This is a genomic window from Caballeronia sp. ATUFL_F1_KS4A (assembly GCF_023630905.1).
In the GTDB taxonomy this organism is placed as follows: domain Bacteria; phylum Pseudomonadota; class Gammaproteobacteria; order Burkholderiales; family Burkholderiaceae; genus Caballeronia; species Caballeronia zhejiangensis.
Genome location: NZ_JALQEB010000026.1, coordinates 1 through 15569 on the forward strand (window position 1 = coordinate 1; position 15569 = coordinate 15569).

Annotated in this window: 6 protein-coding genes; all 6 read right to left on the reverse strand. The window is 63.9% G+C overall.

From position 1 onward, the window contains the following. Positions 1-432 precede the first annotated feature (432 nt). Positions 433-3378, reverse strand: coding sequence for a malto-oligosyltrehalose synthase (gene treY, locus NCS03_RS14760; protein ID WP_250440377.1), 2946 nt, complete (start codon positions 3376-3378; stop codon positions 433-435). After that, positions 3375-5582 (reverse strand): 4-alpha-glucanotransferase, encoded by a 2208-nt coding sequence (gene malQ / locus NCS03_RS14765; RefSeq protein WP_250529324.1) that lies wholly within the window; start codon positions 5580-5582, stop codon positions 3375-3377. The genes treY and malQ overlap by 4 nt, the downstream gene beginning before the upstream one ends. Further along, positions 5579-7477, reverse strand: a complete 1899-nt coding sequence (treZ, locus tag NCS03_RS14770) for a malto-oligosyltrehalose trehalohydrolase (protein ID WP_250521498.1) — start codon at positions 7475-7477, stop codon at positions 5579-5581. The genes malQ and treZ overlap by 4 nt, the downstream gene beginning before the upstream one ends. Positions 7478-7523: 46 nt before the next feature. Then, the gene (gene glgX / locus NCS03_RS14775) at positions 7524-9749 is read right to left on the reverse strand and encodes a glycogen debranching protein GlgX (protein ID WP_250529325.1); all 2226 of its coding nucleotides are present in this window, start codon (positions 9747-9749) and stop codon (positions 7524-7526) included. 170 nt (positions 9750-9919) lie between these two features. Beyond that, positions 9920-12145 carry a 1,4-alpha-glucan branching protein GlgB gene (glgB, locus tag NCS03_RS14780; RefSeq protein WP_250521500.1) on the reverse strand — a complete coding sequence of 742 codons (2226 nt, stop codon included), beginning with the start codon at positions 12143-12145 and terminating at the stop codon, positions 9920-9922. After that, the gene (gene treS, locus NCS03_RS14785; RefSeq protein ID WP_051079077.1) at positions 12132-15542 is read right to left on the reverse strand and encodes a maltose alpha-D-glucosyltransferase; all 3411 of its coding nucleotides are present in this window, start codon (positions 15540-15542) and stop codon (positions 12132-12134) included. The genes glgB and treS overlap by 14 nt, the downstream gene beginning before the upstream one ends. Between the last annotated feature and the right edge of the window lie 27 nt (positions 15543-15569).

A 15569-nucleotide genomic window follows, 5' to 3' on the forward strand; every position in this document is an offset into this window, starting at 1 on the left:
GATGGGTCAATCGGGGATGCATGTGCTTCTCTACTAACGTCTCCATCTCACCGCAAGTGCCGCACGTTGGTTTCCCTTGCATACCTGGCGGCAGCGCGTAGCGCTGTGCCGAAGCCATTTCGTGCTGAACCAGTGTCCTCAGCGTTTTCGGGCGGCGGACCGCGCGCGATCCAAGCCCCGTTATTGTGATGAGGGCACTCTTTAGGCGAGTGCCACCGTGGACGAGAGGACTACCCAAATTGCGTGTGACCGCGGGCTTAACGAGCTGCTTTCTTTGCTTACTTTCTTTGCAGCAGCAAAGAAAGTGAGTGCCGCCCCGCACAGGGGCAGTGCTAATAGACCGACGCGAAACCGGGATCCGGCGACAAGCGAAAGCAAGAGCGAAAGCAAAAGAAAAAGCGAAAGCAACAAGCGAAAGCGAAAAGCAGAAACCTAAGCCTTAGGCACCCCTTCCTCAACAAGCAAAGCCACCGGCATAACCCCAAGCGCATCGCGCAAAAACAACCTCGCCCCATCGGCTTTAGGCGCATTAGGACTGAGCCAGTCAAACAAAGCCCTTGAATGCAGCGCTTCTGGCAACACGATGGCGGTATCGCCCCAACGCTCAGCCTCGACAAGCGGCACGTCGCGCCCGACGTCCAGCAGCGGCGCTGCAAGCCGCGTCGCAACAACGACAGCAAACGCGCTCCCCGCATGCCGCGCATACGCAATCACGCGCCCCGCATGCTCGCCCTCGACCTCGAGCGGCAAATACTCGCCCTGCGCAAACAACGACTCGCAATGCTTGCGCAATGCCAAAGCTCGCCGCACGATTGCAAGCTTGACGCGCCCATCGCGCCAGTTCGCCAATTGCTCCGAAGGCGGCCCTTGCTCTTCGATCTCGAGAAGCCACTTGCGACGCAACTCATAATCGACAGGCCGACGATTGTCCGGATCGACAAGACTGAAATCCCACAACTCCGTGCCCTGATAAAGGTCCGGCACGCCCGGCGACGTGAGCCGCAAAAGCGTTTGCTGAAAGCTGTTGATCGCGCCGAGCGGTCCGAGCCGCGTGATGAACGCCGATAACTCACGCAGAAAGCCATCGCGGCGCTGCGGCGCGACGATATCGAACAGAAAGTCCCTGCACGCGTTCTCATACGCTTCGTCGGGTGCAAACCAGCTCGTGCGCGTCTTCGACTCGCGCAGCGCCTTCAGTTGCCATCCGGCGACACGTTCGGCGAGTTCGCGAACGCCCGCTTCGTCATCGGGCGCGAGTGTGGTCGGCCAGCATCCGACGAGCGTCTGATACAGCATCGCTTCCGCCGCCGGCCCCGGCGCCCAGTCGTCGATACCGGTGGTTTCGCCATGTCCGCCGCTCGGGCCGCGTCGCAATGGTGTGTTCAACGTCGACCATTGCCTGAGCGTCGCGGCCCATTCGTCGGGAATTTCGCTCAATGCAGCGATGCGCGCGCGCACGTCCTCGCCACGCTTGTGATCGTGCGTCGCCGTGCAAAGCATCGCGTGCGGAAACGCATCGAGGCGTTCGCGATTGCCCGCGTGAAACGCATCGACGGACAACGCGAACTCGCCCGGATCGGCGCCCACTTCGTTGCGCGAAATCAGCCGTCCGTAGCGATAACACGCCGTATCCTCGACCGCCTTCGCCGCCACGGGCGATGTCAGCTGCGAGAACAGCGTCTGCGCCGCGCGACGCTGCGAGCCGCTCGACGACGGGGGATTCGGCCCCGCCTGCGCCTGATTGCGATCGCGCTCACGCTCGCGATTGCGCTCCGCCGCGCGATCCCGGCCGCGTTCGGGACGGTCGTTGCGTTCGCCACGCTCGGGCTGCGGCAGTTCATCGGGCAGCTTGCCGCCGAGCCATTGCGCGACCTGATCCAGCACCACATGGTCCGCACGCGCGAGCACGGCGCGCGCGGCTTCGAGCGCCTGCGCGAAAAAGTGCTCGTCATCGGGGCTGCGCACGCCGCCCACGGGATAGATGCGATACACCGGAAACTGCACGACGAGTTCCGCGACCGCGCGCCGTATCGACGTGAATGTGAAATCGCGCGTGGTCTGCGCATCGCGTGCAATGCGATGCAGCGCGCGCGTCACGCGATCCAGTTCCGCCGCAAGATTCTCCGCGAGGATCTTGCGGCGCGCGGCGAGCGCTTCGTCGGCGAAGCATGCGCTCTTGCCCGTGATCTCGGCCCAAAGCGCGGCAAGCGGCTCCGCGCCCGCCGGATCGTGCAGCAGCGCGCCGACGTCGTTCATGAAGTCGTAACCGGTCGTGCCATCGACCTGCCAGTCGCGGCGCAACGGCTCGCCGCGCGCAAGAATCTTTTCGACGACGAAATACGTGCGCCCATTGCCATGCCGCAACGCCTCGGGCCGTTCCGCCGCCAACTCTTCGAGCCGCGCGCGCAGGCGCTGGCAATACTCGCGCGGTTCGGCGAGACCATCGACGTGATCGACGCGCACACCATCGATCAGACCTTCGGTGAAGAGCCGGAACACGAGCGCATGCGATGCCTCGAACACTTCAGGCCGCTCGACGCGCACGCCGCCGAGCGTGCTCACATCGAAGAAACGCCGCCAGTTCACTTCGTCCGCGGCGGTGCGCCACCATGCCAGCCGATAATGCTGGCGCTCCAGCAGCCGATGCAGCCGGTCGCGACCCGCCGACGTATCCGGCGAATGCGCCGCGAGAATCGCCTCGATCGCGGCCTGGCCGCCTTCCGTCTGCGCGATGGTGATGAGCGCGGTGCGCGCATCGGCGGCGCGCGGCTGATCGGCGGGCTGCGTCGTCAGGCCGACGAAGCGTTGCGCGAGCTCGGGCGCTTCCTGGAACACGGCGGGGTAATCGACCGGACAGACTGGAAACACGTTCGAGTAATACTCGATGACGAAGCGCCCTTCATCCGCGCGATACGCGAGCTTGATCTTGCCGCCCTGCAACTCGTCGCCGTAAGACGCGCCGAGAAACGGCGCGAGCACCTTGCCGCGCAAGGCGGGATCGGGCGAATGCCAGTCGACGTCGAAAAAGCGCGCATGCGCGGCGTGCCGTCCCCATTCGAGGATGTCCTGCCACCACGCGTTCTCCGAGCCGCCCACGCCCATGTGATTCGGCACGATATCGACGATCAGTCCCATCTCGTGCGCGCGCAGCTTCTCGACGAAGCGCCGCAGGCCGTCCTCGCCGCCCAGTTCGGGATTGACCGCCGTGTAGTCCACGACGTCGTAGCCGTGCGTGGAGCCGGCGGTCGCGGTCGTGATCGGCGAGACGTACGCGTGACTCACGCCGAGCAGCGCGAAGTAGTCCACGAGCGCGGCGGCATCGTCGAAAGTGAAGCCCTTGTGAAGCTGAAGCCTGAGCGTGGAACGCGGTACGGTCATGGTGATTCGGGTTTCGATTTGGGTTCGTTCGGTTGCGCGGAACGCTTGCGCGCGGCATCGACGGCGAGCAGGCGATCGGCGAAGGCATCGTCGAGAAACAGTTCGTCGACGGGCCGCGTGATGCGCCTTCTCCAGTTCGGATGCTCGTCGATGGAGCCGGGCAGATTCGGCTGCTCCACGAGCGCGAGCAAATCTTCGAGCGGATAGGTGACGAGCGGCGCGGGCGTCGCGGCGACGAAGGCGAGCGCCTCATCGACGGGCGCATTGTCGATATCGGGCGCCTCCACGTCATCCGGTGCGATGCCCGCGTCCTGAAACGCGCGCCACAGATGCGCGCGATCTTCGCCGCGTTCCTCGAGCGCGGCTTCGACGGCGTCGCGGCCATCGGCGCGCGCCATCGTCTGGCCGATCTTCGAGCGCCACACGATGTCCTCGCCGCGCCACCATCCGGTGACGGTCGGCAGATCGTGCGTCGTCGTCGTCGCGGTGACGCCGCTGTCCCATTCGCGCGGCGGTTTGAAGCCCGGCCCGTCCACTTCGCGCTCGAACCACAGCACACGAATGCCAAGCAAGCCGTGCTCCTGCAAGCGCTCGGTAAAGCCGGGCGGCACGGTGCCGAGATCCTCGCCGACGACGATCGCGCGATGCCGCCACGATTCGAGCGCGATCAGCCGCAGCATGTCCTCGAGCGGATAGCGCAGATACGCGCCGTCCTTCGCGCTTTCGCCTTCGGGCACGAGCCACAGCCGGCGCAAGCCGAGTATGTGATCGATGCGGATGCCGCCCGCGCATTTGAACGCGCAACGCAGCATGTCGATGAACGCGGCGAAGCCTTGCGTACGCATCGCGCGCGGCGAGAACGTCGTGAGTCCCCACGATTGCCCGGCCTGGTTGAACAGATCCGGCGGCGCGCCGACCGACACGCCCGTGAGCATTTCATCGCGATACGACCATGCGTGGCTGCCCGCGCTGTCGCAACCGACGGCGAGATCCGCGACGAGCCCGACCGCCATGCCCGCATCGCGCGCGGCGTGTTGCGCGTGCAGGAGTCCCTTCGCGGCAAGCCATTGCGTGAAGAGATAAAAATCGACCTCGCGGCGATGCGCATCGGCGAATTCCGTCACCGCGTCGCTGCGCGGATCGCGCAACGCTTCGGGCCAGTTGCGCCAGTGACCTTCGCCGTTTTGCGCGATCTGCGCGGCCTGCAGCGCTTCGAAGCGCGCATGGTCTTCGAGCGGACGTCCGCCTTCCTCGACGAATGCGGCGAAGTCTTTCGCGAAGGGCGAATCGCGATCTTCGGAAAACGCGTCGAAGAGGGCGCGCAGAATCGCGAGGCGCGCTTTCGATGCGCGCGGCCAGTCGATCAGCGTCAGTCCTTCGAGTTCGGCGAGTTCCTTCGCGACGCCCGCTTTGTCGATCGCGGCGCGCGCGGCAGGCGCACCGAGCACCGCGGCAGGATCGACGTGCGCGATGTTGAGAAAGAGCCGCGACGACGGCGAATACGGGCTGAACTTGTTCGGCTCGGCGCTGAACATCGCGTGCATCGGGCTGATCGCGACGGCATGTCCGCCGCGCTTCGCAGTTTGCGTCGCGAGCGATGCGAGCGCGGTGAAATCGCCGATGCCGCCGTCGCCGTCACGCCGCAAGCCATACACTTGCGCCGCGACGCCCCACAGCGGCGGCGCCTTCGCCGCATCTTCGTGCAGCGTGCGCCACGCATCGTCGATGGTGTAGCAGCGCGCGGGCGCGACCGCGAGCGTCGTGCGATGGTCGTTGATGACGAGCGTGTGATAGCCCGGCTCCGCGATCGGCGAGAGCAGCGCGGTCTCGCCCTTCGGCGACGTGAAGCGCCCGTCGATCACTTCGCCGCTTTCGAGTTCGATGCGATAGCGCGCGCCCTGTTTCGCCGCCGACACCGGCAGCGCGATGCCGCGATCCACTTCGGCCGTGATGAGCGGCGGCAGCTTGCGGCCGCTCGTTTCGGCATCGACGGCGTTCATGCTCTGCTTGATCTGCGCGGCGTTGCCACACGGCAGGCCGAGCTTTTCGAGCAGAATGCGCAGCGTCGTTTCAGGCACGCGCTGCGTGTTCTTGTGCGCGTCCTGCCATTCGATCTCGAAGCCCGCGCGCTCCGCGAGCGCCTCGATGCTGCTCACGGAACGCGTGGCGCCCGTCTGGGTCGTTTTCGTCGCGGCGGCGTTCACGAGACTTTTCCTTCCGCGGATGCCGGTTCGAAGCGGCGCGCGTCGTGCGCAATCGCATATTCGTTCACTTCGCCGGTGATCCACGCGAGGAACGTGCGAGCGCCGAGTTCGCCGTTACGCACGCGATCCTGCGCGCGCGCCGGCGTCTCGAAGATGATCTTGCCCGGCGGCTGCTTGTCGAGCGCGACAGCCGCATCGCCGAGATTGAGCGCGATGGAGAGCGTTTCGCCGTCGCCGAGCTTCCAGCGCGCGACGAGCGCCTTGTCGCCGAGCACATCCGCGCCGAGCGCTTTGGCGCCCTTCAGACGCGGCGTGATGAGCTTCGCGCGCACCGTCAACGCCGATCGATAGAAGTGCAGCCATTCGAGCCGGTCTTCTTCGTCCTGCTTGTCGCTGATCTTCGGCGAGGACATGTCGAACGTTTTCTCGTCGTTCGGATCGGGAATCTGCGCGCGGCGCTTTTCGTCGGTGAATGCGGAGAACTTCGCGAATTCCTTGCGACGGCCTTCGCGCACCGCATCGGCGAGTTGATCGTGATAGTCGGTGAAGAAGAGGAACGGCTGCCTCGATCCGTATTGCTCTTCCATGAAAAGCAGCGGAATCTGCGGCGAAAGCAGCAGAAGGCCCGTTGCGGCGAAGAGCGATTCGTCGTCGGTCAATGCGCGCAGGCGATCGCCCATCGCGCGATTGCCGATCTGATCGTGGTTCTGCAGGAACGCGACGAAGCGCGTGGGCGGCAGATGCGCGCTCGGTTCGCCGCGCGGCTTGCCGTCATGAATCGGCGACGGATCGCCCTGATACGCGAAACCTTCGCTGAGAATGCGCGCGAGCTTTTCGATCGGCTTGTCGGAATACGCGCCGTAGTAGCTCTCGTCCTCGCCGGTCAGCAGAACGTGCAGCGTGTTGTGCGCGTCGTCGTTCCATTGCGCGTCGAAATGCGTTTCCAGCAGATTCGCCGTGTTGTGCTCGTTCTCGAGCACGAGATGTACATGACGCCCCGCCTCGACGGAACTGCGGATGCGATGCGCCAGTTCGCGCAGCCATTCGTCATCGTTGATCGCGTGCACCGCGTCGAGGCGCAGGCCATCGAAACGATATTCGTTGAGCCAGTACAGGGCATTGTCGAAGAAAAAGTCGCGCACTTGCGGGCGCTCGAAGTCGATCGCCGGGCCCCACGGCGTGTTCACGCCTTCGCGGAAGAAGGTTTTCGCATACGCGTGCAGATAATTGCCGTCCGGTCCGAAGTGGTTGTAGACGACATCGAGAAAGACCATCAGGCCGAGACCGTGCGCGGTGTCGACGAGCCTCTTCAGATCTTCGGGACGGCCATACGCCGAGTCAGGCGCGTAGGGCAACACGCCGTCGTAGCCCCAGTTGCGCGTGCCGGAGAAATCGTTGAGCGGCATCAGCTCGATGGCCGTCACGCCGAGTTGCGCGAGTTCGGGCAGGCGCGCGGTGACGCCCGCGAAACCGCCCATCGCGCCGACGTGCAGTTCGTAAAGCACGGTTTCTTCCCACGGCCGGCCGTGCCAGTTCGTGTGCGTCCATCGATACGCGCGCGGGTCGATGACTTCGCTCGGTCCATGCACGTCCTGCGGCTGATAGCGCGAGGCGGGATCGGGCACGGCGAGGTCCTCGTCGAGCCGATAGCGATACAGCGTGCCCGCGCCGCCATCGGCTTCGGCTTCGAACCAACCGTCGCCGGTCGGCTGCATGTCGACGCGTTCGGGCGTGCCGCCCGCGCGCAGGATTTCCACTTGCACGGCATCGCGCGATGGCGCCCAGAAACGAAAGCGCGTGCGCGGATTGTCGCGTGCGGCGCCCGTCAGATGAGCGCCGAAAGGAAGGCAATACGCATATTGATGCTTGTGCGGATCGATCGGACGTTCGGACATGATTTCCTGCCTCTAATGCTGCGGTGGACTGCGTATGGGTTGTGCGTCAGTGAGGCGAATCGATCTCGGAATCGCGATGCGAGGGCATCGTGCCCGGATCGGGCGGCAATGCCGTCAGAAGACGCGGCCCCTGATGCGCGCCCGCCATCCAGACCGCTTGCCAGTCGGCATCGCCGGTCGGCTCGGCCAGCATCACCACGACGCTGTGCGCGGCCACTTCCAACTCCCTGCCGACGAGAGGCCGCGTCACCGAATCGGGCTCCGCGCTATCCAAGAGCACGTTCCATTCCAAGTGCGGCGCGGGCGGTGTGAACACGAGCGTTTGCGACGATGCATTGAACATGAGCAGCAGCACGTCGATTTCACCGTCGACGCCCGGGCCCGCGCGCCGCAGCGTGAGCGCGCGGCCTTCCGGGTCCTGCCATGCTTCGATCGCGAGCGCGTTGCCGCGTTCATCGAACCAACTGACATCGTAGAGTCCCGGCAGCACTTCGCGGTCGCCGTAAAGGAAGCGCGTTTCGCGCAACACCGGGTAGTTTTTGCGCAGTGCAATAACTTTCGCGACGAACTCCGTCATCTCGACGCCGGCGGGGCTTTGCGCCGCGTCCCAGTCGATCCACGAAATCTCGTTGTCCTGGCAATAGGCATTGTTGTTGCCCTGCTGCGTGCGGCCGAATTCGTCGCCGCCGAGAAGCATCGGCGTGCCGAGCGAGAGCAGCGTCGTCGCGATCATCGAGCGGGCGAGACGCGCGCGCACTTCGAGAATCGCGGGATCGTCGGTCGGACCTTCGATGCCCCAGTTCGCGCTGCAATTCTCGTTGTGGCCGTCGTTGTTGCCTTCCTGATTCGCTTCGTTGTGCTTGTGCGAATACGCGGTGACGTCCGCAAGCGTGAAGCCGTCGTGCGACGCGACGAAGTTCACCGACGCCCATGGTTTCCTGAAGCGCCGGTTGAAAAGTTCCGCCGAGCCGGTGAGACGCGCGGCGAGATCGGGGCGCATGCCGGCATCGCCGCGCCAGAAACGCCGGACGCCATCGCGATACTTGTCGTTCCATTCCGCGAAGCCCGGCGGATGATTGCCGACCTGATAGCCGTCCGGCCCGATATCCCACGGCTCGGAGATGAGCTTGCGCGTGGAGAGAACGGGATCCTGGCGCACGGCATCGAAGAAGCCCGAGCCGGGATCGAAGCCGTGGCCTTCGCGGCCGAGCGTGACGCCGAGATCGAAGCGGAAGCCGTCGATGTTGAACGCCGTGCACCAGTAGCGCAGCGAGTCCATCACCATCTGCAAGACGCGCGGATGCGACAGATTCACCGTATTGCCGCAGCCGGTTTCGTTGATGTAGTGACGTTCGTCGCCGGGAATGAGGCGGTAGTAGCTTGCGTTGTCGAGGCCGCGCCACGAGACGGTCGGGCCGAGTTCGTTGCCTTCGCAAGTGTGGTTATAGACGACGTCGAGAATCACTTCGATGCCCGCCGCGTGCAGTTGACGTACGGCGATACGCATTTCGTTGAGCCGATGCGTCGACAGATAGGAAGGCTCTGGCGCGAAGAACGCGGCGGTGTTGTAGCCCCAGTAATTCCTGAGACTGCGTTCGACGAGAAAGCGGTCGTTGAGAAACGCGTGCACCGGAAGAAATTCGACGGCGGTGATGCCGAGCTTCTGCAAGTGCTCGATGAACCAAGGCGACGATAGCGCGGCGAAGGTGCCGCGTTCGTGCTGGCGGATGTCGTGGCGCATCATCGATGCACCGCGCACGTGCGTTTCGTAGACGATGGTTTCGCCCCAGGGCGTGTCGGGGCGCACGTCGCGCGACCAGTCGAAGGCGTCGTCGGTGACGATGCATTTGGGCATCGCGGGTGCGGAGTCGCGGCGATCCATCGACATGTCGAGGCGATTCGAATGCACGCGATAGCCGAAGAGGGCGTCGGACCATCGCCAGGGGCCGACGAGCTTTTTCGCGTAGGGATCGAGCAGCAGCTTGTGGGGATTGAAGCGATGACCTTGCTGCGGCTGATACGGGCCATGCGCGCGAAAGCCGTAGACGGTGCCGGGGTGCGCGCCGGGGAGATAGCCGTGCCAGATTTCGTCGGTGCACTCGGGCAGGTCGAAGCGCATCAGTTCCTTGCGGCCGGTGCTGTCGAAGAGACATACCTCGATGCGATGAGCATTCGATGAGAACACCGCGAAGTTGACGCCCAGACCGTCCCAGTTGGCTCCGAGCGGGTAGGGCGCGCCCGGGAGCAACTTGTCGGGGAGTGCATTTGCCATGTTGGCGCATCCTTTTGGGGTTTTTCTGCCTTTTCTGTTTCCTGCTCTTGCTCTTCGTATTGCTTGCGCTTCTATGGAATCCCGGTTTCTTAGTGGTCTATCAGCACTGCCCCTGTGCGGGGCAACGCTGATAGACCGACGCGATTACGGGATCCGGCGAAAAAAAACCATCAATCGGCCCGCAACACGATGGTTGCCAACGGCGGTAATGTCAACGCCGCCGACTGCTCCCTCCCATGACTCGGATAGTCATCCGTATGAATCACCCCGCCATTCCCCATATTCGACCCGCCATAAATGGAAGCATCGGAGTTGAACACTTCGCTCCACCGCCCGCGCCGCGGCAACCCGATCCGATAAGCCAGACGAGGCACCGGCGTCATATTGCACACCACGACGAGATCGCGCCCTTCGGCATCCGTACGCCGATACGCATAAACGCTATTCGCGTTGTCATCCCCGACGAGCCATTCGAAGCCGCGCGAATCGCTATCCAGCTTGTGCAACGCCGGCTCGCTCGTATAGAGATGATTCAGATCGCGCACGAGCTTCTGCAACCCGCCATGCATCGAATCATCGAGCAGATGCCAATGCGGCGATTCATCGTGATTGAACTCCGCGAACTGGCCGAACTCGCCGCCCATGAACAACAGCTTCTTGCCCGGATGCGTCCACATGAAGCCAAAGTAAGCGCGCAGATTGGCGAACTTCTGCCACCGGTCGCCCGGCATCTTGTTGATCAAAGACCCCTTGCCATGCACGACTTCATCGTGCGACAAAGGCAAGACGAAGCGCTCGGAATACGCATAGACCATCCCGAACGTGTACAGATGATGGTGATACTGCCGATACACCGGATCTTCCTGCATGTAGTGCAGCGTGTCGTGCATCCAGCCCATGTTCCACTTGAAGTCGAAGCCGAGTCCGCCGCTCTCGACATTCGCCGTCACGCCCGGCCATGCAGTCGATTCCTCCGCAACCGTGATCGCGCCCGGAATCTGCCGCACTTCATGATTCAGCCGCTTCAGGAACGCAATCGATTCGAGATTCTCTCGCCCGCCGTAAATGTTCGGCACCCACTCGCCGGCCTTGCGCGAATAGTCGCGATACAGCATCGACGCAACCGCATCGACACGCAAGCCATCGACGTGATAGCGCTTCAGCCACGCCAGCCCCGATGCGATCAGGAACGCGCTCACCTCGTTGCGGCCGAGGTTGTAGATCATCGTGTTCCAGTCCTGGTGATAACCCTCGCGCGGGTCCGCGTGCTCGTACAAAGGCGTGCCGTCGAACTGCACGAGACCGTGCGCGTCGTTCGGAAAATGCGCCGGCACCCAGTCGATGATGACGCCGAGCCCCGCCTCGTGCGCGCGATTCACGAACTCCGCGAACTGCTCCGGCGTGCCGAAGCGCGCGGACGGCGCGAACTGCCCGAGCGGCTGATAACCCCACGAACCGCCGAACGGATGCTCCGCGATCGGCATGAATTCGAGGTGCGTGAAGCCCATGCCCTTCGCATACGGAATCAGACGCTCGGCCAGCTCGTGCCAGTTCATGCCGCGATTGTCTTCCTCCGGCACGCGCAGCCACGACTCGGCATGCGCCTCGTAAATGGTGATCGGCGATTGCGGCGTCTGCTTGCCGCCGCGCGTGTTCATCCACTCGGCGTCGGTCCATGCGTAATGATCGATCGCATCGGCATCCGCGACGACCGATGCCGTCGACGGCGGCTTCTCGCTCTGCATCGCGCACGGATCGGCCTTGAGCGGCAGCGTATGACCGTCGCGCGTGACGATCTCGTACTTGTAACGCGTGCCCGCGCCGATGCCCGGAATGAACAGCTCCCACACGCCCGCGTTGTGACGCAGGCGCATCGGATGGCGCCGCCCATCCCATGTGTTGAAGTCGCCGACCACCGAGACGCGCCGCGCATTCGGCGCCCACACCGCGAAGCGCACGCCCGCGACGCCGCCATGCGTGATGGGCCGCGAGCCGAGGCATTCGAGCACCGCATACGGATCGGCTTGCGAGAGACGGTGGAGCCATTCGTCGCTGAGCACAGGGCCGAACGAATACGTGTCGTGCGTTTCCTGCGGCGTGCCGTGCCAGTCGATCTTCAGGCGATACGCCGCCGGCCTCGTGACGAAGCCCGCGTAAAGCCCCGCATCGTGGATGCGCGCGAGCGAGCCGAGATGCTCGCCGTTGCCCGCATCCGCGACGCTTACTGACGATGCGCCCGGCAGGAACACGCGCACGACGTGCCCCAGATCGGTTTCGTGCAGGCCGAGCATCGAGAAGGCATCGGGATGCCGGGCCTCGACGAGTGCGTCGATATCGAGCGGATTGAGGCCGTGCGCGGGGTTCCTGGTATCCGCCGGATCGCTACGAGTGTTCATGGTGAGTTCCATCCGGATTGTCCTTGTTGGCTCCGAATACGGGTCGCGTGCCCGGAGCGGGCGGCTCGCCCGTATCTCCCAGCAGGCGGCTCGCGAGCGACGCGAGACCCCGCAACGGAAGGCCGATCCAGGTCGGCCGGTTCGCTGCTTCGTAGCGGATTTCGTAAGCGGCCTTCTCGATCAGGAAAAGATCGAGCAACGGCTGAAACACGTCTTCGGCCGCGATCGTTTCGGGCGACGTGGCGATCGCCCCGGTGTACTCCCGCAAAAAGCTCTCCTCGGCGAACGCGCGCAGGCGTTCGAAGAGCGCCCGCTTGCGATCCGCCGTCTGCGCGGGCGCGTTTTCCGTCGTCGATTGCGCTGCCGCGCTCGCATACGACAGCGAACGCAGCAGGCCCGCGACGTCGCGCAGCGGACTCGTCTTTTTGCGGCGTTCGTCGAGCGGTCGCGCGGGCTCGCCTTCGAAGTCGATGAGATACGCATCGCCTTGCGCCATCAGCACCTGGCCCAGGTGGAAATCGCCGTGGATGCGGATGCACAACGCATCGGCATCGGGCGCGACGAGCTTCTTGACCGTATCGACGAGCAGTTCGCGCCGGTCGAGCAGACTTTGCGCGAGGAAACGGTCGTGCTCGTTGAATTCGCCGATCTTCTGCGCGAGGATGTCGAGCGCCGATTCGAGCAGCTTCAGCGTGCCGTCGATCCAGCCCTCGACGTCCTCGGCCGATGCGCGCTGCGGCGAGAACGCTTCGTCTTCCGTCGGCGATGCGAGCGCGACGTGCAGTTCGCCCAGCCGCTTGCCGATGATGCCCGCGATGTTGCCGTAGCCCGCTAAACCTTCCGCCTGCGCGTCGCGTTCCTGCGCGTGCTCTTCGGATTCGACCGCGACCGCGAGCTCATCGACGGTGCGGCGCAGATAGTCGAGCGCGTAGTTCCACGCATCGCCCTGATTGTCGATGTAACCCTGCAGGATGATGAGCGTATGCGGCACGCCCTGCGGATCGACGCGCACGACTTCGCCGTAGAGCGGGCCGGTGTTCGCGTAGCCGAGTTGCGTCAGATAGCGGCTCATTTCCGCTTCGGGGTGAATGCCGCCCACGACGCGACGCACGAGCTTGAGCACGATCTTGTCGCCGATCACGAGCGAGCTGTTGCTCTGTTCGGCGGCGAGCCAGCGGATCTCGGGCGGATCGGCGGGATAGAGATTGAGCGTGTCGAAGAGCTCGGTCGGAATGAAGCGGATCTCGCTCTTTTGCACCGTCGGCACGACCGCGCGCTCCTTGAGCTTGCGGATCACGCCATAGGTGAATTGCGGCACCGAGAACGCATCGGTCAGATGCCCGATGTTGCGGTTGCGCCGCACGCGCGCGAGCGCGAGCTGCATGTAGAGCGGCGACGTCGTCTCCGTGCCCCACGCGATCGACAGCGGCAACACGTAGCGCTCGCAATGATCGCCGACATCGGCTTCGATCTCGGTGAACGCGAAGCCCGCGCCTTCGATCGTGGTCAGCGCGGCGAGGCGCACCGCATGCAGCTTCTGATCCTTCGATGCGAACCAGCGGCGCTTGCTCAGATAGTTCGGCAGCACTTCCGATTCGAGCAGCCGGACGTTTTCCGGCGTCGGGCCGGTCTGGCCGGCGCGAATCACCATCGTGACGAACTCGGGCAATTGCTCGGACGGCGCCTGCGCCCACGCGGGCCGCATGTTGCCCGGGCAAAGCTGGAACCACAGGAAGCCGTAGGGCGGGAACGTGAGCAGATACGTGAGCTTGCCGATAGCGGGGAACGGCGAATCGGCGGTCATTTCGAGCGGCACGGAGCCGTCGAATTCCGACAGATCCAGCTCCACCGCTTGCGGCGCACGCGAAAGATTCGCGACGCACAGGATCGGCGGCTCGCCTTCGAGTTCGCGCAGATACGCGAGGATCTTGCGATTCGCGGGCCGCAAGAAGCGGATCGTGCCGCGGCCGAACGCATGCTTCGAGCGGCGCACCGCGAGCATCTTGCGCGTCCAGTTCAGCAGCGAATGCGGATCGCGGCTTTGCGATTCGACGTTCACCGCGTCATAGCCGTAGAGCGAGCCCATCACGGGCGGCAGCACGAGTTGCTCGGGATCGGCGCGCGAGAAACCGCCGTTGCGGTCGGACGACCATTGCATCGGCGTGCGCACGCCGTCGCGATCGCCCAAGTGGATGTTGTCGCCCATGCCGAGCTCGTCGCCGTAATAGATCACGGGCGTGCCGGGCATCGACAGCAGCAGCGAATTGATGAGCTCGATGCGGCGCCGGTCGCGTTCCATCAGCGGCGCGAGACGGCGGCGAATGCCGAGGTTCAGGCGCGCGCGGCGATCGCTCGCGTATGTGTTCCACAAGTAGTCGCGCTCGGAGTCGGTGACCATTTCGAGCGTGAGTTCATCGTGATTGCGCAGGAAGATCGCCCATTGATTGGTTTCGGCGAGGTCCGGCGTCTGCCGCATGATGTCCGTGATCGGAAAGCGATCCTCGCTCGCGATCGACATATAGATGCGCGGCATCAGCGGGAAGTGAAACGCCATGTGGCATTCGTCTTCGTCGCCGAAGTATTCCTTCACGTCTTCCGGCCACTGATTCGCTTCCGCGAGCAGCATGCGGTTCGGATACTCCGCGTCGATGGTGGCGCGAATCTTTTTGAGGATCTGGTGCGTCTCGGGCAGATTCTCGTTGTTCGTGCCTTCGCGCTCGACGAGATACGGCACCGCGTCCAGCCGCAGCCCGTCGATGCCCATGTCGAGCCAGAAGCGCATCACGGAGAGCACTTCCTTGATGACCGCCGGGTTATCGAAGTTCAGGTCGGGCTGATGCGCGTAGAAGCGATGCCAGTAATACTGGCCCGCGACCGGATCGTGCGTCCAGTTCGAAGGTTCCGAGTCGATGAAGATGATGCGCGTCTCTTCGTACTTCTTGTCCGTGTCGGACCACACGTAGTAGTTGCGATGATTCGATCCCGGCTTCGCATGACGCGCGCGCTGAAACCACGGATGCTGATCCGACGTGTGATTGATGACCAGTTCGGTGATCACGCGTATGCCGCGCGCGTGCGCTTCCTGAATGAAGCGCTTGACGTCCGCGATGGTGCCGTAGTCCGGATGCACGTTGCGATAGTCGGCGATGTCGTAGCCGTCGTCGCGGCGCGGCGACGGATAGAACGGCAGCAGCCAGATCGCATCGACGCCCAGCTCCGCGATGTAGTCGAGCTTCGCGAGCAGGCCGGGAAAATCGCCGATGCCGTCGTTGTTCGCATCGAAGAAAGACTTGATGTGAACCTGATAGATGATCGCGTCCTTGTACCAAAGCGGATCGTCGTTGAGAATCGACGCCTTCTTGTTGCGCTTCACCCTTGTATCCACGTTTCGCTCCAATGTTCTTGGTGTGCTTTCGTACGTCGA

Excerpts from the sequence above, each read along its gene's own strand:
- treY (WP_250440377.1), bottom strand. The coding sequence starts at position 3,378 with ATGACCGTACCGCGTTCCACGCTCAGGCTTCAGCTTCACAAGGGCTTC.
- treZ (WP_250521498.1), bottom strand. The coding sequence starts at position 7,477 with ATGTCCGAACGTCCGATCGATCCGCACAAGCATCAATATGCGTATTGC.
- glgX (WP_250529325.1), bottom strand. The coding sequence starts at position 9,749 with ATGGCAAATGCACTCCCCGACAAGTTGCTCCCGGGCGCGCCCTACCCG.
- glgB (WP_250521500.1), bottom strand. The coding sequence starts at position 12,145 with ATGAACACTCGTAGCGATCCGGCGGATACCAGGAACCCCGCGCACGGC.